Raw genomic sequence first — 20,980 nt, forward strand, 5'->3', positions numbered from 1 at the left:
GCTTACCCCTCCTGAACAACAGGAGTGGATGTAGATGCTGGATCTGCAGGGGTTTTCGGCTCTACTGGAGTTTTCAGTTCTGTAGGAATTTTCAGTAACGTCCCCTCAATCACAGGAATAAGATCCGTTACGATCACCTCATCCCCTTTTTTCAAACCGCTATCGGGAGACAGACTATCAATCGCCACCCAACCCGAGTTGCTGAATAACTCGCGCACAGGGTGAATCCGTAATCGTTTATCCTGATCTCTCACATAAATCCGACCATCGTGTACCGCTTTAGCAGGCACCGCCAGGAAGGGTTGCTCATTCCCGGTGACACGAACTTCCACAAACATGCCAGCTACCAGCGGCGGGCGTTTACGAATTTCCATGTGTTGAAGATCTTGCTGAACCTCCACAATCAAACCTACCGTGCCACGAGACTGATCGACTTCGCCACTGATTCGAGTCAGCTGCCCCAACCAGATAATTTCTTCACCAGCAGTGTGCATCACCACCTCAGCCTGCGGGAACAAATGACTGGGATTGGCCGTTTGCAACGACACTTTGATCTCATCAGGGACGGTTCGCATGGCCCGGCGCATATCATGAACACCCACCTGAGCTTCCACTTCCATCTCGCTCCAGTCGTGCGCGACCACCATGATTTGTTTTGGCGAAATCAGTTCATCCTCATTGATGTTCTCTTCAACCACCAACCCTGTAAAGGGCATCTTAACCACGGTTTTTTCAAGTAAACGCTCGGCATCAGAGACGCGAGCTTGCTGCACTTTATGACTGGCGTCTAACACCAGTTTTCTCGAAGGAATGAGCTTCAGTTGGTTTTCAAGATCCTGAACTTTCTGACGTTGAACCAGCAGATTACGGCGTTCCTGATCATAGCTGGATTGCGATGTCAGCTTCTTCGTCAGCAGGCTTTTCTTACGCTTTACTTCCTGCTCAACAATGGTCAGCTGATTACGTTCGATATCTAATGACAGTTTGAGGTTATTCTCTTCGATCACCAGGCGCTCAAGCTCTGACGTCACCGAATCAAAATCCGCCTTCGCCTGAGCCAATTGCAGCTCATAATGCAACGGATCAATGGTCAGCAGCACGGTATCTTTATCAATGAATTTACCACGCTCTAATGACGGGTTTTTGTAAGTTACCCGACCTTCCACTTCCGAAATGGCCTGCCACATTTTCTGCGGCTTTACATGACCAAAGGCAATAATCTGCGCGCCCATCACCCGCTCAGACAAAGGAATCGTCTCAACCAGCGTCGCTTTTTCAGAGACATCGATAACCGGCAGCGGCTTTTTGTTTTTCACCACCGTCACCAGCACCAGAAAACCCACTGCAACTACGATGAAGAAAGACCACTTGCGTTTGAGAAGATTCGGAAGAGCTGCCATATCAAGCCTATCAATACGTTATTATTATCGTGCTGCCAGACAACAGCGGACGGGGAAACGTTACTACATTAGACTCAGTCTAGCTCGTCGTTAAGCAATATAATTTATCGTATTTAATCAGGTGATTAATTTCTGCAATGAGAAGTAAGAAGAGAGAGTAAAATAAGGTTATTAGTATTGAAATCCATCTAAGCACACAGAGGCTATAAAGCTAATGAGCATAGGCGGTTTTTCAGCATACTTACTCGTGAGGACTGTCTTAATTGGTTCATGTTCAATCGAGGCTCCAGAACTAAGCCCAGCTATCCAGTGGTCTTAATTGACCTCCTTTATCTTTCTCATCAGCAGTTAAACGTTACAAGGGTCTGTCTTGTGTTCGGTTATATTCACTCACGACGAAACTTAACTCTGGTTATAGGTGAAATTTGAGATTAGTCTTTTAAAAGTGATTAGATCAATATTTAAATTTACTAAACCAATTTCATAGATTTTACATCCATCTGCACCGATATATACGTAACCGATTAACTCCCTTTCGGACACAACTTCGTAAAGAAAAGATTTGTCACTTAACCACCTGTCATCGATCAGGTTAACTATAGAATTTGTTTTATTTTCCACATACTCCAGATACCGTTTTTTCCCTGAGAAAAGATACCCTGATACGAAAGCCTCGTTCATACAATATGTAGTACTTGATAGTATCAATGGTTGCATGCGACTTTCAGCAAAGTATATATACTGTGTTCGACCAGAATTATACTTTCTTTCATCGCCAAAATACTTGAACGATAACCGATCAAAAGACACATTATCTTTTATGAGATACTGATGATTGTATATTTCATCTAAGTGTTCAGAGACTAAAGGTGCTACAGACTTTATTTTGCTACCTGAACAAGAAATTAAAAGAAAAGAGATTAAAACAACAGCAATTAACCTGATCATTTATTATTCCAAATATATCTAGATAAAAATAAAATCTACCACACCCACCAACAAAAAATCATAAAAAATCCCAGCCGAAGCTAGGATCAAAAATACATAAACGATAAATTCTAAGACGTCGCCAATCGCCCAAACTGCTTTCTCTTACGTTCGAGATACGCTATCCCTAACAGCGGTAAGATGATCAAGCTACTGCCCACGATCAGCCAGGCATCCGGCACTTCATCAAAGACTAAAATCCCCAACAGGATTGCCCAGATCATTCCCGTATATTCAGCACTGGTCACCTGCTGAGGGGACACCCACTTGTAGCTCATGAAGACGGTAGCGTTGTACATCGAAATAAACACCGCCGAGCCTAAAGCGTAGTACAAAGTATCTGTATCAAACGCCGCGTCTTCCCAGATCGCTAATGTCATTGCGATCGGCACCATCATGATTTGGCTGACTAACATCGAGTGAACCGTCGATTGCCCTTTCGGTAACTTGCGAACCAAGGTAGCACTGATCGCCAACGAGCAAGCCACACCGATGGCACTGATCGCCGACCAGGATATTTCCAACGGACGGAGGATCACCAAAATGCCAATAAATCCACTAACCACTGCAAAAAGGCTCGACTTGGATAAGGTCTCGCGAAAGAAAAGCACTGAAAACACCACCACTAATAATGGTGCCGCATAGAAGATGGCGTTGGCGGTCGCCAGTGGTAAGGTACTCAGCGCCACCACCATACAACAAATGCCCGCATAACTAACGTGCGCTCGAATGAACTGGAGCCGGCCACCTTCCCACAAACGGTCAAAGTCCACCTTCTTAATGAACGGCAGTAACAGCATCAGCATGATCACCAGACGAACCGCAACGAACTGAAATACGGCTACATTTTCGCCCTGCATTTTTACAATCAGATCCGACACCATGGCCATGCCATTGCCTAAGATCAGCAAAAAGATCGCACTGTTAACGGTTTTCCCAGACATATCCCACTCCTAAATCTAAGTTCGGAGACACCATCAAATCCGAACAAAGAATGAACAACATAGAGATAGAATAGGACTCAAGCAGCATGATTAAAAATGATATATATTAGTTACCATTAGTTTTTTAGATACTAAAGACATATCCATTAAGCCCGGAATTACTGATGAAGCTTCCTCCCCTAAACGCCCTGCCTGCCTTTGAAGCCGTGGCTCGGTTGAACAGCTTTACCAAAGCCGCCGACGAGCTGAATGTCAGCCAAAGTGCCATCAGCCATCAAATTCGGGCCTTGGAATCGTATTTAGGGGAAGACCTATTCACTCGGCAGGGACGCAAGCTGTCACTCACCGAAGAAGGTCAAAACTATTGGGAAGCGATTTCCAGTAGCCTGAGCCAGATTGAGCGAGCCAGTGAACAGCTTCAGGGGGTTGCCAGTTCAGAAATTCGTCTGGCGCTTTTCAGTTCATTTGCAGTACGCTGGTTGATTCCCAATTTACCCAGTTTGCAGCGTAACCATCCTGAAGTAGATCTTCAGTTAGAGATGAAAAACGACAACCCTGTGTTATCGGATCACACCGCAGACTGCTTTGTAACCATTCAGCCCGAGAGCAAAGGCTACAGCATGGACTTGCTCTACATTGAGAAGCTCTTCCCTATTTGCAGCCGAAGTTACTGGAACCAGATGTGTGACACCCTGTATCAACAGGGGAAAATCGATACATTAACACCGGCGCATCTTCCAGCCGAGCTGCTGTTCCAGTTCCCGTTGCTATCGACAATTTCCATCTTCGATAAACCTAAACAGGATTGGCAGCGCTGGGCCTATGCAGGACGATTATCGATACCGGATACCGTGCGTTATCAGCAGTTCAGTCACATGCTCTTGACACTCGAAGCGGCCCGCCATCACCAAGGAATCGCACTGACAAATGATTATATGTACGACCCGGATCGGGACTCCGATCTCATCCGGCTACCCTGTCACGACTTCATCACCGACGATAAATTCTACTTTGCCTTCAAAACCAGTCGCCGTAACGAGCCGAGCATCATGAAGGTTCGCCAGTGGATTCAGAAAACCGCCCGTTCCACGGGGTTAATCTAGGGAGCCTCTGAATAAGTCCGCTCTAGCGACTCAAATACGGGTAGCGAAACGCCCACCGAACATACCACAACGTCTTCAACCCCTTTATTTTCGTGGCTTAACATCCTATCACCCGTTGGGGTGATAGTTTTTGGTCAGGTTTTTATTGAATGAATATATAGCAAAAAATCATTACAAAAATTAGATTCCGTCCATTTTGGTGCAATGGTATAAAGTTCAAAAAATAAACAATTATGAATTTCGAACATCTCGCAGGACGCGATGCTCTTGCTAAGCACTAGCAAACTTATCCATAAGTTTCCGGTGTATCGCAAAGCCCTTTCAGCATAGAAGCTGTCGTTTGAAGGGGTATCAGGCAGAAATGAAGTCGCCAAAAATCATAGCACTCAGTGTTGTTCTTCTCGGTAGTTTGCTACTGATGGGCTTCTCTGCGCTAAATTTTTCTGATTCCTCACCCAACGTGGTATTTGAAGAAAACGAAGTTACGTCTGGCTGCCAAACGAACTGTGATTCCGTGCCATCCGGCCCGATCTCTCCTGCCCCTATCGTCAATAGCCAAGTTCCGGCGCCAAAGGCTAAAGCGACACCATTTGCCAACGCCGAAATGAAAGCTCAACTACAACGCGTAGCCGATATGTACGAATACCAAAGCCAGTTCCCTTCGTATTCCTACCCAATCAGTGCGAGTAATCTTCAGCAGTTTATCCCTAATCGTCATATTCCAACGTCCTTACCATTAGGCGGTTTGGGTTTAGGTGATGACCTTAATCTCGTTTTAGGGTTAAACAAGTTTCAGTTTTTCTGGGGCGAAACCATTGAAGTCACTGCAACCGCCAATTTGGGAGAAGACACCAGTCTAACGCACGCTCAATTTCAGTTGGTGACTGCCGATGGCGAACCCGTTTTCACGAAAGGTTCAGCGGCAGATCAGGTCACATTCAGCCAAAACCAAGCGTCTGGCTCACTGATCTTATCGGAAGTAAACGCCCCAAATGAGCAAGATTTCTATGTGGTCGCCACTGTGCGTGCAGCCAACCACAGTGATCGTTTTGAGATTCGTACTCCACTGAAAATCAGTCATAAAATCGGAACGGTAGAAGACGTAGCCAATGCCTATGTGGAAGGCTCGCATCTGATCATCCCGGTAAACGTTACTCTGAAAGATGACGGCTACTATCTGCTTTCAGCAAATCTCTACAGCGACAGCAACGAGCCACTGATGAATCTCAGCGCTAAAGGTAAATTCAGTGCTTACGACGACACCATTGAATTAAAAGCACATTACAGCGCACTGTCGGCCAAACACGATGAAGGCCCGTATCAGTTAGGTGATTTCGAATTAAAAATGTTACCGGCAAAGCCAGGTGCAAAGAGTGGTTATGGAGAAGTACCCGACAAAGAGTACGACGTTCAGGGCTATCCATTTAAAGACTACGACCAAAGCCCCTATGTTGACCTAAACATAGAGGCAAAGGTGGAATTTTTAAGAACGTTATCCACATCCCAAGGTTAAAGAACGGGACGATAACGGACTTAACCCACGACTTCGGATCACAGTACACCACATGGTTGGTTTAGGGTGATCGAAGAAGGACGGTAGGAACTGAATCAAGGTTCCTTTCATGGAGGAAACACATCGCTCACATCGACATGTAAGTGTCGACGAAAACGACAACACAATAAAAATAAGAGAGAGTTATGATGTTTAAGAAAATTGCTGTATCTGCATGCATCATTACAGGGGGAATGCTGGCGGCGTTACCAGCGAGTGCACAACTTGCAGGAAAAAACGTAATTGCTATCCATGGCTTCCAACCAGGCAACTTGATGTCTGGTGAACAAACCGACCAACAAGTAAGTCAAAATGGTGAAAACTATTGGGCAGACTTCTGGTTACAACATGCGGACGCTCGTATCGATTGGGATTCCAACAATCGCATCGAGGACAAAACCGCAGAACGCATCTATGACAAAATCACCGAGCTTTCGCGCGCGGGTTTTTGTAACGATGGTTGCGTATTAGTAACGCACTCTACCGGTGATTTGGTTGCCCGCTATATGTTGGAAAACCAAACACACTGGTTAGAAGCACAAGGTCTTCAACCGCTGAACATCCTGGCTGCGATTGACTTTGCCGGCGCGGGTGGTGGTACTGAATTGGCAGACGTTGCCATTCAAGCTGCTAACAACGACGCATGGTACATGTGGCCGATGAAAGAAGCCTCTGAAGCCTTCCTTGGTTTTGAACTCCAACCTCAAAACATGGGCGTACTTCATAACCTGCAACCGAGCGTAGCGCGTTCTATGGCTACCTCAGTGTCCTACGTACCTCGCTTACGTATGGTCGGCGCAGGCTCTGAATACGGCGGCGTAACCAAACCTTTCATTACCGGTTCTGACGACTCGGTTGTGCCTTTGCACTCGGCTTGTGGCGCAGCTGACAACGGCAGCTACGACAGCTGTCTGCCAGACTTGGCAATGAACGGTAAAGTGGAAAGCAACCCGGCACCTAGCAGCTTCTACCCGAGTCATTACCCATTAGTAATGGCGGAAGGCGCAGGTCACGGGGCAACCATCAGCAATGCAACAGGCAACGTAATGACAGCCTCCACCAGCAACTACAGTGCTGGCGGTCTGACCATGAACCTAACGTTGGAACAACGTGAGGAACTGGCTTGGTGGCAACTTTGGGGCGAAGGTGACAAGTACACCACCATCAAAAACGCCAAGAGCCAGTCAATGTCTGCTGTGGTGTATAACAGCTTTTAGAAATAAGAGCCGTGTGATGCATAAAGTGATCTGACTCCTGTAAGATCAAAGAGGTTAGATCAAAGAGCGATATGAACCGGGGTAGGAGACATTCTGCCCCGGTTTTTTGGTTTTGGGCGTTAACCTTTCGTTAAGAATCCTGTTTCTAAGCCACAGATTGAGGCTTGTTTCATATTTTCTATTTCAAGTACCCCCTAACCTTGACTGTATTCAGTCTGAATATCGTTAGGGCGATCAAGTGAAACTTATCCTTATGTTTTTAACCGTTTTGCTTTTTGGTTGTAGCCATGTTGAGCAATCAATGCCTCTTCCTACAGTAAGCAACATAGAACTATTACCTAACTCAGCATCTGCGCACTACCTGGCATGGGAAAGAAATGGGGACTTACTTTGGCTAACTGAAGACCTTGATGTACAAAAAAGTAAGAAACTGGATGTGTATGCAATTCAACAAGTCTATCTATTGAATGATGGACTGCTTCTATTAACAGAGAGTCTCCAAAATAATGAGATTATAGAACAACTCATTAAACTCTCATTTTCAGGCCAACAAATAGCCTTCTGGCCCAGACTACCAGACTCTATAGCCTCCTTATCCATATATGAAAACGAGATATTTTTCATTGGCTTTATGGGGGATGAATACCAAGTTTCGGAGAATGCTATAACCACTACGGGGAAAAACTTTGGTCAGCAGGCATCTGTAATCAACCTTGGCGCCAAAGACAAAGTTGTATGCCATGGAAATAACACGAACAAGTTAGCTCATTGTTCAAGGCAAGGGTCACAGATCTGGACAGCTGAAGGGCTATGGGGAAGCCCTCCCACCTTATGTTCGAACTATTTACTAGAAGACGCTTTTTACCAATCTAATAACAACACTGAAAACTGGAAATACATAGTCAGGGATATAGCAACAGGAAATATCCTTGGTGAAATTGCCGCGCCGAATGTCTCTTTTAGTCGCTGCATTGAGAATCAGTTCGTCACAATAGGAGATGAAATCAATATCTACTCATTACCTAGCACTACCCCCTCGTCCACTCAAAAATGTGCTGGCAGTACAGCTCAAGATGCAGTTATAGATAACACTGGGATGGCTTGTATTACCAACACGGGCAGTATCATAAAACAATAATGGAATGTTCGTGGCATTTAATTATTAAAGCTATATGAACCGGGGTAGGAGACTTTCTGCCCCGGTTTTTTACTCTTAACGAAGAGCCCTTCCAATCATTCAATCACTACCCTCACTCATGCCAATAACGCTTTGGAATATTGCGTGTTTTCTGGGTTAACGCAGGGTTCGGGATTTCAATGCGATGACGTTGATCGATATTTGCCCGTTCAATTGCGCTGATGATATCCGGATGTTGATAGAAGAATGAGAGAAAGCTACCGTCTTCATAGGCCAATTGAAAACCTTGCTCTATGGCCGAGCTCAATTCGGTATTGCCTTTATTCGTGAAAAAGAACAAAGCAAATGGATAGACGAGTAAGAGCTTCTTTTCGGCCGTGAGGTTTTTTAACCAGGTTTGACGGTAAGCCAACTCAAAGAATATTTCAGGAAGGCTTCGTGAGAAATAATCCCCTCGACCCAAGTTAATCATTTCAAATAAATTATCATACAAGGCTTGATCCTGTTTCAGCCCAGAAAATTCAAGAATCTCAATATCAGACCAACCTACCCCCTGAAGTCCTTTAAACGACTGTAAATCTTCAAGGTAATTGACCTCATTAAAATCCACCTGATTATCTCTGTGAATAATGAAGATTCTGTACCCTGTTAAGCCTCGATAAATAGGGTATGGAATGGCATGCAGCTCTTCTTCATAACTGGCCGAAGTTCCCATCCAGAACACATCCAGCTTGTTAGTTTTGATTCTTTCCACAATACGTGACTGGGAATAGATATCCTCAGAAACCTTTAATGTGAAGTCATACCCGGCCTTTTTAAGAACGAACTGGAGAAGCTCAACAGGATAGAAGTTATCTCGCGCATCGTAGTGGGATGTTCTCGGAATAACGACTTCCTTGGCAGGAGCCACTGTTGATAACACAAACATCAACACGAAGAAAAAACGCAAATACATCCTACCCTCCATCCGTATACAACTTACCAGTGTAGCCGTATTTGTATTAAGCGTAAGGATTTAAAGTTCTATGTAGAACAAGCCATTAGGTAAGCAAAACTGCAATTTTGAAAATAATACAGGAAGTAAAGAATTTAATTATTCGAGCGAGTCAGACACCGTTGCCACACCGTATATTTCGCCAATGATCCAACCTATTAAAAAACCACTACCAGAGCCTTCGAGAGTAAGACCTGCCATAAAGCCAAGAAATGCACCTATCGTCCCGACAATGCCACCACCCACCAGCATAGCTTTAAGGTGACTTACTTTCCTTGAGTCTGGACTCATGCGACTGCTTGCTCCTTCAGTTTCACTTTCTCAATTTCGCACTGAATTTCTTCAAACTGAGATTCGTCCATGCTGTCAGTCAAAAAATAAGAATCACTGTCGTTCGTTAACACTAAATATTCTTTATTTTTAACGGTTCGAAAGATACCAGTATCGTATTCATGACATTGAAGGCTTTTTAACCTCTCATAAGGTATGTGCCAAACGATTACCTCCCCCCTTTTATGCATTAAGCTATTTTCCCCGAACTCCAAAATTTCAAAGTCATAGCAAGACTCTGTTTCCGGTTTTTTAGCTCTATCCTTATATGGCTTAGGCAAACAGCGAAACGTGGTAATTAGAGCGGGGATGAACAGAACCAGAGACCATTCACCGTTATAGACATAAGCAAGAACCAGTAGTATCCATGACACAGCAGCTAAAAATAAATCTAACTTTGTACCATCTAATTCAGGTTCCACAAGCTGAGGTTGGCTAGAAATAATTGTGAATATTCTCATTACTCATCCATGTTCATTAAATGGATTTCCACTAGCTAAACGCTTTAAAAAAGAGCGCGACCACTCTAAAAATGCTTGAACAGCCTGCATCTTCACCAAAAGTATCCAGACAAGATAAATAGCCGTAGATAAGAGCGCTAAAAATAATCACGAGTAGCGTATATCCAAACACTTTGATTCGTTGCTCAGATTTCCTTTGCGTAATAGCAAATTCTTCAGCTGCCGTTTTTTGGTTTTCCCTAGACAAATCAACCCAGCCCTTCCAACTCTCGACTCATATTTTGTCTGGCCTTAGCTTCCAGCGTTTCATAAAAAGCATCGCAAGAATATATGCGAGGTCTCGCCAGGAACGACATCAGTAAGGCTTTTCGTTTCCGAGTATAAATAAACTTGGGAACCCAGGCGTATTCTTGTCTCACATCCTGCTGATATTTCGTATAGACCTCTTCTGAACGACCAAGAATTGCCAGATCAATATCGACAATAAGCTTTTGATCCTCGTCGACTGGCACATAGTTATGCTCAGTCGCCATAATGAACTCAACAACCTTATTGATGATTTCTTCATTGGCTTCATTTTCAGTTAAAAAGGTGCGTGCCCACTGAGCACTTTTAGCCTCATTACCAGAAGACTTAGTCTTATAGATGGCGTCATGGAACCATAACGCCAGTTCGATCAGGTCTTTTTGATTCGTCAATTCCTCAACCTGATCCAAGGATTCTAATACCGCCACTAAATGCGACAGATCATGGTAGCGTCGATGTTTTTCGGAGTAAGCAGCTATCAGAGAATCAAACGTTGTTTGATTCTCTGATAGCCCTAAGCGAACCATCAACGCCTGCCATCGTGTCTGCCACATAATGAAATCCTCGCTACGTCGTATTCCTCTGACCTTTCTCCAGAGTGAGTACCAAGGATAACCTGCAAACCAACGACGCCCAACAGGGAATCGCATCTCAACTGATTGAGAACCGATTTCTTACAGGCACAAAAAAAGCAAGCCTAAGCTTGCTTTTTTAAGAGATCTCGCTGGCGATTATAGCGCCATGATGTTCTCTGCTTGAGGGCCTTTTTGACCCTGAGTCACAGTGAACTCAACTTTTTGGCCTTCAGCCAATGTTTTGAAGCCAGAGCTTACGATTGCGCTGAAATGAGCAAAAACGTCAGGGCCTGATTCTTGAGAAATAAAACCAAAACCTTTTGACTCATTAAACCACTTAACGGTACCAGTAACTGTATTAGACATAAGATATTATCCTGTAGATAAATTATAAATGTGCCCTTATGAGAGGCATGAATAGCGGGAAAAACAGACTTAATTTAAAAACTACAGGACGATGAACTTCAGAAATGCAACGAAATGGAGATTAAAAACGAGAGGCTTACTTTCTAGCTGCGATCAATGTATAGGGTTAACCAACCTAAGTCAAACCTTTATTGAATAAATTTTAAACAATTGTAAATAACCGAGTACTTCATACCCTGATTCCCAAACCGAATAGTCCACTTACTTCGATCCAAATCCGTTTTCGAGCTGTGATTAATGTACACTCGTAGTAGTGATGAAATTGCAGGAAGCGAAGCATAATCAAAAGGAATTTAGACATGAAAAGCCTACTCTTACTCCCTCTGACAGTTGTATTAATTGCCTGCAAAACATCTGCGACGGCAAATAACCAGCAGCCTTCCGAACAAGAGTCATTCCTGGTCGAAGCGATTCAAAACACACCATACTCGGCCGTAGTAAAACATATTCGTGTTGATGTTCTGCCATCCGACCAGCCAGATTTCACAGAACAACATATTTATTACGCACAGGTTTTAGAGACCTTTCGAGGTGAAGAGCTCTCCACCATCAACTATTCGATGTTCGTAGAAGAAGGCGAAGACACTATCATTGACCAAAACCCAGTTATAGTGACGCTTTGCAAAGATGATGAAGGTTTCTATTGGCCAGGAACGGGTGCCCAGTTTGAGGGTACTACAGCTCTCATCTCATTAGCTAAAAAACATAGCGTGCGAAAAACAGAGTCGAACCAAACCCATTTTTCGCATTGCAACTAATGGTGTACCAGCAGTAAAGCAAGGGAATAGTAACGAGCCGCCGATTCGTATTGAATCGGCGAAATATCCCGTCTAGACCTCAACCGTTTCAAACCGAGAGGCCATGCCTACCCCACCAACAATCAGAGATTGAATCGCACCTGCTTTTCTTGAAAGCCGGGCATCGAGGCAACTGGGCGACGCAGGCGTCATCGCATAGCCTTGTTCGATCACGAAGTGGTCTTTATCCATGTTCAGGTAATCATGCAGATAGCATACCAGCGGACCTGCAGCCATGCCGGTTGCCGATTCTTCCTGAATGCCATAACGCGGAGCGAACATTCGGGTTGAGGCATCTCGCCCAGGCACGTTGGTTTCGGTTGTAAAAACGTAGTAGCCAATCAGATCATACTTTTCGGAGATGGCGTCGATTTCCGGTTGATTCGGCTGTATCGCTTCAAGCTGCTCAATGTTGTTCACTCCCACCACTAAAAAGCCGTTTCCTGTGTTAGCAATCACAGGTTTTGCCAAGATCTTTTCTTGTGAAGCGTCATCTGAAAGCCCCAAAGAAGTTAGGATTCGATCGTGATCCCCTACCGGATCTGTGTACTTAGGAGCCAGTTGCTCCATGTAGGCAACGTCACCTTTCACTTCAATCTGACGAACGCCGTCAATGGTTTCTTTGGAGGTATTCGGTGAAGGGATCAAACCTTGCTGAGACAGATAACTGAAGGTAGCAATGGTGGCGTGCCCACAGTGTGCAATTTGCATCTGGGGCGTAAAGAAATCGAGTTTGAAATCAGCGACATCAGATTTGGAAACAAACGCTGTTTCTGACAAGCCAACTTGTTTGGCAATGTTGAGTTTCTGTTCATTGGTTAGCTCATCGGCATTCAAGACAACTCCCGCCGGATTACCTCCACGATTGTCATCGACAAAGGCATTCAAAATAGCAACATTAACTTTCATAACCTATCTCCTTTAATCGTTCTAAAATCGGTATGAAAGCAATGCTAGCAATCTAGAGTATGGTCTAGGTCAAGCGTTTTAGACGTGAAATTTTATTGGCGGTGACATCTACATAGTGTTCGATGCTTTTCTGTTGTTCTTTCAGATGTTCGAGATGATCTTCGAGAATACTCAAACAGGTGGCGCTGTCGTCATTGTAAAAGGCGAGAGAGTATTCTTTGATTCGACTGAGTGGCATTCCCGAGTTTTTCATGCAGGCGATCCAGTTTAATAGATCCACATCTTTAACATTGTATGCGCGATGCCCACTGGCATCTTTCTCTGGCTGGTTGATCAACCCTTGTTTTTCGTAATATCGAATGGTGTGAATGCCTAAGCCGGTATTCTCACTGACCACTCCAATTTTCATACCTTACGTTCCTGTTTAAATCTTTCGTTGCTATTTCAAAAAAGCTATACGTCCGTTCTGTTCTTATTATCTCTGTCTGACTATTGATGCCAGTATTCTTTGGGGATTGCCAACGTACGTTCCGATAAATTGGGATTCGGGATATCAATGCGACGACGTTCAGCCAATCGAGATTGTTCGATCGCACTCTTAATGTCTGGATGATTATAAAAGAACTCCAATAAACTCCCATCTTGATAGGCCAACGTAAAGCCTCGTTCGATGGCAGAACTCAATTCAACGTTTTCATGACTGGTGAAAAAGAACATCGCCAACGGGTACACCAACAATAGGTTTTCCTCCACAGCAAGGCTATGCAAGGTTGGCTTTCGGCTCTTTAACTCGCCATAGACTTCCTGAAGGCTGCGTGAAAAATAATCGCCCCGACCGAGATTAATCATCTTAAACAGGTTTTCGTACAAGCTTTGCAATTGCTTGAGGCCAGAATACTCAAGGATTGGAATATCACTCCATCCCAGCCCCTGAACACCAATGTAATGCTGCAGATCATTCAGCGTTTGTACCTGATTGAACCTCGTTTGATTATCTCTATGAATGATAAAAATACGATAGCCCAGAAAGCCCCGGTAAATCGGAAAAGGAACGGCATGAAGAATGTCCTCATACTCCTTGGAGGTTCCCATCCAATAGACATCCAACCGATTTCTTTTTAACGATTCCACAACCCGAGCTTGGGAATACAAGCCATTGGTGACTCTTAATTGATGTTTAAAATTAGCTTTATTCAGGACAAAGATTAATAGATCAATGGGATAACCACTGTCTCTGGCTTCAAAATGAGAGGTTCTGGGAATTACGACTTCATGCGCTGAAAGTAAGGTCGAAACCCCAAGTAGCAAGACTATCGTCACCCAGCGAAACAGCATAATCACCACCTTAAATGAATCATCTATCAGTGTAGCCCTGATTGATGGTCTCGGTGGTGTTTTGCCAGAAACACTGTGTTTGTTGAATCAGAAATTGATGTCCGTCAGCCTCACTACGGTTTTGTGTTTGAAAACCACAATCAGGAAATCATTGATAACTGACTGCACGTTGCAGCAAGCCATACCGTTGTCGATATTCGGTCATGGTTAACCCCATCGTTTTCTTGAACAATCGTCGGAAGGAACTCACATCTTCATAACCGGATTCCCAAATCAGACTGTTTACTTGCTTGTTGCTGGTCTCCAACCCCCGACGTACAAATTCAATACGCAGACGCTGTAAGTACGCAATCGGTGTTTCCCCAGTAGCTTGCTTAAAACGGCGAGTCAATTGACGCTCGCTGATCGACACCTGAGTCATTAATTCAGGTAACGATTCGACGTCCTGAAAATGCTGTTCCAGTAAGGACTGAAGTTGTGAAACGTAGGGATCTCCGTGTGTTTGATTGGGTAAAAACATACTGAACGGGGTTTGAAAATCCTGTGCGGGTTCAATTAACATCAGCCGACCCGCTTGCAATGCCAGTTCACGACTGTGGAAGCGTTCAATAAGATACAACACCATTTTCGAAATAGCCGATGCGCCACCGACACTGATGATATCTCCATGATCCAACACCAGCTGCTTCACATCGAAGACCTGCTCGGGAAACAATTTCTGAGCAAGAGAATCCATCAGCCAATGCGTCGTTAACGCTTTACCGGAAGCAATACCGGACGACGCCACCAGAAAGTTACCATGACACACGCCAACCACCACCGTTCCGGCCTGATGCCAGGTTCGAATCAGCTGAACATAATCTTCATTAACCACCAGGGATTGCGCTAACCGTCGTTCATCAGTGGTGGCTTGCAACATGCCGGGGACGATTAAGATGTCGGGTCTGTCATCAGGATCAATCACTGTCACAGGGCCAATCGGGAAACCGTTATATGCCCTGTGTTCTTGATTCCGGCCGATCAATTGATAAGGAAAAATATCCTCTTCTACACCGGACGATTTTCGGTGAGTATAGTTTGCAGCGATTAACGTATCCACGACAGAAAAGATCCCCGAAGCGGGACAACGATCCCCAATCAAGATAGAAATTCGAGTCTTTTGCATATCCTTCACCTTCTTCTGACTTCTATAACATCACACCAAGCAATGGCTTATTCAACATTATAGATGCAGTTTTAGCCACCCCAAGGGTGTCATATTTGACATTTTTAATGCCTTTACAGCCACAAGAATTAAAAAGTGATATTTGTCTAAAAAGGCCATATTTACGCCGTTAAAGACATCCCGCTTTTCAGAGGTTCATGAATATGATGGTCTCAAGTTCAATGAGTAGACTGAGGAGCCAGCTATGAACAGTGCGACCCAAAACGCAACGCCATCAATGAACGCCTCGGCAACGTTCACTGAATCAACGTCACGCAATAAGTACGATCAGCAACCTGGGCATTCAAGAGCAGAACATCAATGGTTTTCGCATATTGAAGACTACATTACGCAGCAAAGACAACCTGCCCCGTTCATCTGGGCGGGGAAAACGGTACGTGCAGTCAATATGGTATCGACACGGGCCGCCGGTAAGCTGGCACATAAGATCTGGTTTACGCCCCAGAATCGTCCGATCAGCGAGGCCGACCACAGTTGGCTGAAATCGGCATCTCAGGAACTGCTGAGCTATAAATGTCAGGCCATTCCATTGTATCAATGGGGCGCAGGCCCAACCGTATTAACCGTTCACGGCTGGGGTGGCCATTCGGGGCAGTTTCGACAAATGACTCAAGCGCTGGTTAAAGCGGGATATCGTGTACTGAGCTTCGATGCACCAGGTCATGGTTTAGCGGAAGGAAACACCACTAACGCAGAGGAAATCAGTGAGATCATTCAAATGATTGCCAGACATCAAACGATCGCCGGCATCATCAGCCACTCCATTGGCGGGTTATCCAGTCATCATGCAATAAATAACGGTGCAAAGGCAGGTTTCCATGCGGTATTGAACACCCCTATGTGTCTGACACACATCGTACATACCTTTAAACATCAGCTGTCTTTACCCAGTGAAGTGATCGATCAACATAACGCATTGATGGAAAAGAAATTCGGCCCGGACTTTTGGCCTAACTATGATTTACGGAACCAATCCAAGCCTATTCCGCAGTTTTTCAGTTATGACGATCAGGATCACCAAGTGAGCCCTGAAGTGGGGAAAACATTGCAATCTCACTTTCCAGAAGCTGACTTTGTTTTCACTCAGCAATTAGGACACAACAAAGCCGTAAGAACGCCGGAGATCATTGAGGCCGTAAAAGCCTTCATTCAAAAAAACCAATAAGACGAATAAGTAAACGGGATCGAGATTGAATCCAGAGATTGGCAACCTGACTTACCAGTTGTGAGGTAGAGAATGATCACCGCTACCAACCAACTGGCCTTTTTAGCCCGCCTTTCTGGCACGCTTGGTGCGGTACATTTCCTGATCCGCCGATTCCACCAACTGATCAAAATCCATATCCACTTCAGGAACAAGGATGCCCCCAATACTGACTTTCAACGGTCGGCCACAAGGTAAAACCTGATCACTAAGGAAACGATTCATCCGCTGAATCACCGCCGGTAAGGTGTCGATTTCAGTTAACAAGACTAAAGCAACGAATTCATCGCCACCGATTCGGGCGGAAATATCGTTATCCCTAAGACAGGCTTCCATCCCTCGGGCAAGCGCAATAATGGCTTCATCACCCGCCTCATGCCCCAACAAATCATTAATCTCTTTCAAGTCATCAATATCGAGATACAGCAAGCCCAAATTACAGCCAATACGACAAGCCAGTTTATGTTGCTGATGCGCTAAAATCCGAAATCCCCGACGATTATACAAGCCGGTCAGCTCATCACTCATGGCAATTTCTTCAAGTTCTTTATTGCGTTGAATTAACGCCAAATCACCTTCAACGATGTCTTTGAACTGTTCCACCAGCTTAGGATACACAGGGTCATAATTGGTGGGCGCAATGTCCATCACACAGACAGTTCCAAAGAGATCTCCGTCGGGCATAAAAATAGGCATGCCCAAATAAGAGACCATGCCATCAGCCGCTTCGGGATTGTCATCCCAGAAGGGGTCTTTACTCGCGTCCCGGACATAAAGCGGGTCTTTGGTTTCGATGACTTTCTTACAGTAGAGGTTGATGTCATAGCTGTAGACATCCCCGGTACCGTATTTGATCTGTTGCTTTTCACAAGCAACCACAGCCATCAGCCCTGAGGAAGTGCATTGAACAATGAAAGCAGCAGGCGCATGGCAGGCTTCAGCCATAACATTAACGGTATGCTGCCACTTTTTTAGCCAAGGACTGAAACGATCGGAATGAAGAACCCACTCTGTCTGAGACATAAGCGACTACCTAGTTCTGGTGCGCCCAGCAGTGCGCACTGAGTGATATCTATAAATTTAGTCGGATTTCCACCCACAGACACAGCTATTTGATAAGCGGTTACTCACATGCGACCTGATCAGGCCGATTCCTCTGATAAAGAAAGAGGGAGCCTAGCTCCCCCTATCATAGACATACGATGTAAATCGTAATCTAAGCCATTAAAAACGACCGAAAATCAATCCCAAAAGCCACGTCAGGAAGTCGATAATTCGCTGCCAAGGGCTTGGCTGCGGACGGTTATCCACAATATCAAACTCAGTGTTCACGGAATCACGACCATCTGACACGGTCACCGAAACCGTCGCAGGCAGATGATCAAAGCTGGCGTCCGAAAGCTCTGCCGTAATCACGCCCTCATCTGACACGCTGAACCCAGCAGGTAAGCCTTGCACTTGGTACGTCAACTCATCGCCATTGGCGTCCACAAAGTACTCGCCCAAGTCCAGCTCCACTTCTTGATCCAGTCCCGTTAAGGATAATGTCGGAATGTCTTCCTTCAGCATTGGTGCGCTGTTCTCAAAACGTAATCCCACCACAATAGGGTCATGATCCGAGGAGCGGAAGGCATCGGCAGAGGCATAGTTATCCACCGAGTTATAGCTCTGACCATTGGCTTCGGTGAGGTAATCCACCATTGAATCTTCAACGGAGTTGATGTGCCAGGCATCCACGCTCACCACATGCTCAACCAAGCCATCGCTCGCCAATGCATGATCCAAACTGCCAAGAAAACCGCTGAACGAGTAGGAGAAAGGTTTGGTTTCAGACGCCTTGTCGGTGTACTTCAGATTAGTAAAGCCGTCACCGTAGAATACCTGCATTGGATCTTCCTGACTGTACGCATTCAAGTCACCCAAGATCATCACTTTGTCTGTTTCAACACCGGTTGGCTGAGTCGCTAAGAACTGAGTCAAGGCTTGTGCGGCTTTGGTACGAGTCAGGTTACAGTTGCCCTGGCCATCCTGACCTTCGTTGGCTTCGTTACACGCCGACCCTTTGGACTTAAGGTGGTTCACAGACAAGGTGAAGGTCTCACCCTGGTAATCAAAACTTTGAATCAAAGACGGACGGTTTTTGTCATCAATGAACAGCGGGTCACCGTTCTCGTCTACAGGCGAGTTATCACTGTTCAGGATCACAGTCTCGCCCGTTGGACTCAACTTCGCAGAACGATAGAGAAGCCCCACTGAAATCGCGTCACTACCGATGGCATCCACATTTGGATTAACAAAGCGGTATTCGTTGCCCGGCTGTTGTTGCGTATTCAATGCAGCCACTAAATCCTGAATGGCACTGTTGGCATCATAACCGTCGTTTTCGATTTCCATTAAAGCAACAACGTCAGCGTTCATTGCAGTCAATGCCGCCACGATCTTATCCGTCTGCATAGTGAACGCATCGTAGCTTGGCGCACCACGCGAGGTCGGGAAACCACCGCCTTGGCCATCGCCATTGAAGAAGTTAAGCACGTTCATGCCCACCACCACCAAATCCGCCTCTTCCGAAATCACTGGTTCAAGTGTACGAGGTGCGGTCGGGTCGATGGTCAGATTCGAAGGGATCACCGTATAGTTGTTACGCCAGCCGTGCATCACTCCTTCAAGATCACGTACGCGGTATCCGATACGCATCGGGTTATCCGCCGAGAAACCTGAGTCATCCGGGAATGGAATGAACGACGGATACGATGCAGACACGCCATCATCCACTAACAATACATCGAGTGGACGCGCCTCTGCGGCCGCTAGTGCTTCCGCAGACCCCGGCAGAGCAATTTCAGTCGGTTGATAATGCAACTTAGACGACACCACGAACTGACCGTAGTTACCGAAGCCATAACCGGTACCGAATAAGTCGCTGACTATTAGTTCCTGGTTGGTTTGAACGCGCATCCCTTCTACGGCTTCCAGCGCTTCAAGCGATGCAACCGGCAAGGTTACAGACGCAGCGGTTGGCAGGTCGTTTCCTGAAGAACACACCACCAGCTCATCGACGCTCTTCAACTGAGTGGCGTTGTTGAATTCAGCCACCGATGCCATCAAGCGAACTTTGTCGCCAACATTCACAACATTACGGTAGTCATAGACAAAAACACCTTCTGAGGTATTATCATTGCCATCGCTGTCAGACGCTTCTTCTTGTAACCAAAAACCGCTGTATTGGTAAGAAGCATCGCCGTTGGCCAATGTACCGCCTTGTAGATCCGCCGTTACAATGGCTTCAACAATCACCTTCTGACCAGACAGTGGCGACGCATCGTTTGAAATGTCTGTGATATTGCCCTGCACAGCACTGATCAGTGCATAGCCTTCAACCGTTGGATCACCACACTCACCCAGAGTTGGCTCAGGATCTGGATCAACACCACCACAGGCATTCACCGTACCCGGTGTCGGCACAAGCTGTTGATAGCCATCGGTGTTACGGGCAACTCTTTCACCACAACGTTGGTTCGAGTGGCTGTCTTTATCGCCCGCGCCACCTTCATTGACTTGCGGTTGGCCTGTATTCAACAAAGGCAATAAGCCACTGTCATCACCATCGTTGGTGTCATAGACCAACGCATCGATAAGGTTATTGGTTGTGATCGCTGACCCATTCGGGAACTGGCTGGCTGCTGCTTGATATAAGGCCACCGCATCGGCTCCGTTCTGAACCAAATTGCTGTCCGGCGACACATCCAGATCACAATTGACCACATTGGCGGCATCACCACACACCACGAAGTAACCGTTGCTGTCCGTTACCTGACCAGACAGATCAATGGTCATGTAACTGGTGTCGTTGCTGCCGTTGAAGAAGACCAAGGCATAGCCGTCGAGAGAGGTATTACCGGCGCCGCCATCATACAGTTCAACAAATTCGGCGGTATCTGTACCCGGGTTGTCGCTGTCGACCTCATTGATGACCGGTGCAGCCATCAGAGAGGCAGAAACACTACTGCTCATAATGGCAGAAGCTAATAATAATTTTCGCATGAGAGCTCCAATTTTTAATCAAATGGTTATAGT

20 protein-coding genes are annotated in these 20,980 nt (G+C 45.6%); 6 read left to right on the top strand and 14 right to left on the bottom strand.

Annotated elements, in window-relative coordinates; translation table 11 throughout:
* Positions 1 to 2: 2 nt before the first annotated feature.
* From QQL66_RS20555 to QQL66_RS20565, 3 genes are all read right to left on the bottom strand, one after another.
* Positions 3 to 1,400 carry an efflux RND transporter periplasmic adaptor subunit gene (locus QQL66_RS20555; RefSeq protein ID WP_284384076.1) on the bottom strand — a complete coding sequence of 466 codons (1,398 nt, stop codon included), beginning with the start codon at positions 1,398 to 1,400 and terminating at the stop codon, positions 3 to 5.
* Between the two features lie 402 nt (positions 1,401 to 1,802).
* Entirely contained in the window at positions 1,803 to 2,348 is a 546-nt protein-coding gene (locus tag QQL66_RS20560; RefSeq protein ID WP_284384078.1) for a hypothetical protein, read from the bottom strand.
* Between the two features lie 110 nt (positions 2,349 to 2,458).
* Positions 2,459 to 3,331 carry a DMT family transporter gene (locus QQL66_RS20565; RefSeq protein WP_284384081.1) on the bottom strand — a complete coding sequence of 291 codons (873 nt, stop codon included), beginning with the start codon at positions 3,329 to 3,331 and terminating at the stop codon, positions 2,459 to 2,461.
* A gap of 164 nt (positions 3,332 to 3,495) precedes the next feature.
* On the opposite strand from QQL66_RS20565, the gene QQL66_RS20570 reads away from it, so the two are divergent.
* The 4 genes from QQL66_RS20570 (at position 3,496) to QQL66_RS20585 (ending at position 8,341) form a co-directional block, all read left to right on the top strand.
* Positions 3,496 to 4,434 (top strand): LysR family transcriptional regulator, encoded by a 939-nt coding sequence (locus QQL66_RS20570; RefSeq protein WP_284384083.1) that lies wholly within the window; start codon positions 3,496 to 3,498, stop codon positions 4,432 to 4,434.
* A gap of 361 nt (positions 4,435 to 4,795) precedes the next feature.
* Complete coding sequence (locus tag QQL66_RS20575) at positions 4,796 to 5,947, top strand: hypothetical protein (RefSeq protein WP_284384085.1); 1,152 nt, start codon at positions 4,796 to 4,798, stop codon at positions 5,945 to 5,947.
* 185 nt (positions 5,948 to 6,132) lie between these two features.
* On the top strand, positions 6,133 to 7,203 hold the full coding sequence (locus QQL66_RS20580) for a hypothetical protein (protein ID WP_284384087.1): 1,071 nt from the start codon (positions 6,133 to 6,135) through the stop codon (positions 7,201 to 7,203).
* A 238-nt stretch (positions 7,204 to 7,441) separates the two neighbouring features.
* Positions 7,442 to 8,341, top strand: coding sequence for a hypothetical protein (locus QQL66_RS20585; RefSeq protein ID WP_284384089.1), 900 nt, complete (start codon positions 7,442 to 7,444; stop codon positions 8,339 to 8,341).
* A 112-nt stretch (positions 8,342 to 8,453) separates the two neighbouring features.
* Here the strand turns inward: QQL66_RS20585 and QQL66_RS20590 are convergent, their stop codons facing one another.
* From QQL66_RS20590 to QQL66_RS20610, 5 genes are all read right to left on the bottom strand, one after another.
* Positions 8,454 to 9,296: a type 2 periplasmic-binding domain-containing protein gene (locus QQL66_RS20590; protein WP_284384091.1), complete on the bottom strand. Its 843-nt coding sequence runs from the start codon at positions 9,294 to 9,296 to the stop codon at positions 8,454 to 8,456.
* 138 nt (positions 9,297 to 9,434) lie between these two features.
* Complete coding sequence (locus QQL66_RS20595) at positions 9,435 to 9,626, bottom strand: hypothetical protein (protein ID WP_284384092.1); 192 nt, start codon at positions 9,624 to 9,626, stop codon at positions 9,435 to 9,437.
* Positions 9,623 to 10,126 (bottom strand): hypothetical protein, encoded by a 504-nt coding sequence (locus tag QQL66_RS20600; protein ID WP_284384093.1) that lies wholly within the window; start codon positions 10,124 to 10,126, stop codon positions 9,623 to 9,625. Before QQL66_RS20600 ends, QQL66_RS20595 begins: the two co-directional genes overlap by 4 nt.
* 248 nt (positions 10,127 to 10,374) lie before the next feature.
* A complete protein-coding gene (locus QQL66_RS20605; RefSeq protein WP_284384094.1) occupies positions 10,375 to 10,986 on the bottom strand; it encodes an HD domain-containing protein in 612 nt (203 codons plus the stop codon).
* A gap of 177 nt (positions 10,987 to 11,163) precedes the next feature.
* The gene (locus QQL66_RS20610; protein ID WP_284384095.1) at positions 11,164 to 11,373 is read right to left on the bottom strand and encodes a cold-shock protein; all 210 of its coding nucleotides are present in this window, start codon (positions 11,371 to 11,373) and stop codon (positions 11,164 to 11,166) included.
* Positions 11,374 to 11,732: 359 nt separating this feature from the next.
* Between QQL66_RS20610 and QQL66_RS20615 the strand changes: the two genes are divergently transcribed.
* Complete coding sequence (locus tag QQL66_RS20615) at positions 11,733 to 12,191, top strand: hypothetical protein (RefSeq protein WP_284384096.1); 459 nt, start codon at positions 11,733 to 11,735, stop codon at positions 12,189 to 12,191.
* A gap of 72 nt (positions 12,192 to 12,263) precedes the next feature.
* Here the strand turns inward: QQL66_RS20615 and QQL66_RS20620 are convergent, their stop codons facing one another.
* The 4 genes from QQL66_RS20620 to QQL66_RS20635 form a co-directional block, all read right to left on the bottom strand.
* Entirely contained in the window at positions 12,264 to 13,139 is an 876-nt protein-coding gene (locus QQL66_RS20620; RefSeq protein WP_284384098.1) for a PhzF family phenazine biosynthesis protein, read from the bottom strand.
* Positions 13,140 to 13,203: 64 nt separating this feature from the next.
* Positions 13,204 to 13,548 (bottom strand): MerR family transcriptional regulator, encoded by a 345-nt coding sequence (locus tag QQL66_RS20625; protein WP_284384100.1) that lies wholly within the window; start codon positions 13,546 to 13,548, stop codon positions 13,204 to 13,206.
* 80 nt (positions 13,549 to 13,628) lie between these two features.
* Positions 13,629 to 14,474 (bottom strand): hypothetical protein, encoded by an 846-nt coding sequence (locus QQL66_RS20630; RefSeq protein WP_284384101.1) that lies wholly within the window; start codon positions 14,472 to 14,474, stop codon positions 13,629 to 13,631.
* A gap of 148 nt (positions 14,475 to 14,622) precedes the next feature.
* Positions 14,623 to 15,639 (bottom strand): GlxA family transcriptional regulator, encoded by a 1,017-nt coding sequence (locus QQL66_RS20635; protein WP_284384102.1) that lies wholly within the window; start codon positions 15,637 to 15,639, stop codon positions 14,623 to 14,625.
* Positions 15,640 to 15,883: 244 nt separating this feature from the next.
* Here QQL66_RS20635 and QQL66_RS20640 point away from each other — a divergent pair, with 244 nt between their 5' ends.
* Positions 15,884 to 16,864, top strand: a complete 981-nt coding sequence (locus QQL66_RS20640; protein WP_284384103.1) for an alpha/beta hydrolase — start codon at positions 15,884 to 15,886, stop codon at positions 16,862 to 16,864.
* A 102-nt stretch (positions 16,865 to 16,966) separates the two neighbouring features.
* On the opposite strand, the gene QQL66_RS20645 is transcribed toward QQL66_RS20640, so the two are convergent.
* Positions 16,967 to 17,926 carry a sensor domain-containing diguanylate cyclase gene (locus tag QQL66_RS20645; protein ID WP_284384105.1) on the bottom strand — a complete coding sequence of 320 codons (960 nt, stop codon included), beginning with the start codon at positions 17,924 to 17,926 and terminating at the stop codon, positions 16,967 to 16,969.
* A 201-nt stretch (positions 17,927 to 18,127) separates the two neighbouring features.
* Positions 18,128 to 20,947 (bottom strand): ExeM/NucH family extracellular endonuclease, encoded by a 2,820-nt coding sequence (locus tag QQL66_RS20650; protein ID WP_284384107.1) that lies wholly within the window; start codon positions 20,945 to 20,947, stop codon positions 18,128 to 18,130.
* Between the last annotated feature and the right edge of the window lie 33 nt (positions 20,948 to 20,980).

Origin of the sequence: Litoribrevibacter albus, assembly GCF_030159995.1 — a bacterium.
In the GTDB taxonomy this organism is placed as follows: Bacteria; Pseudomonadota; Gammaproteobacteria; order Pseudomonadales; family Litoribrevibacteraceae; genus Litoribrevibacter; species Litoribrevibacter albus.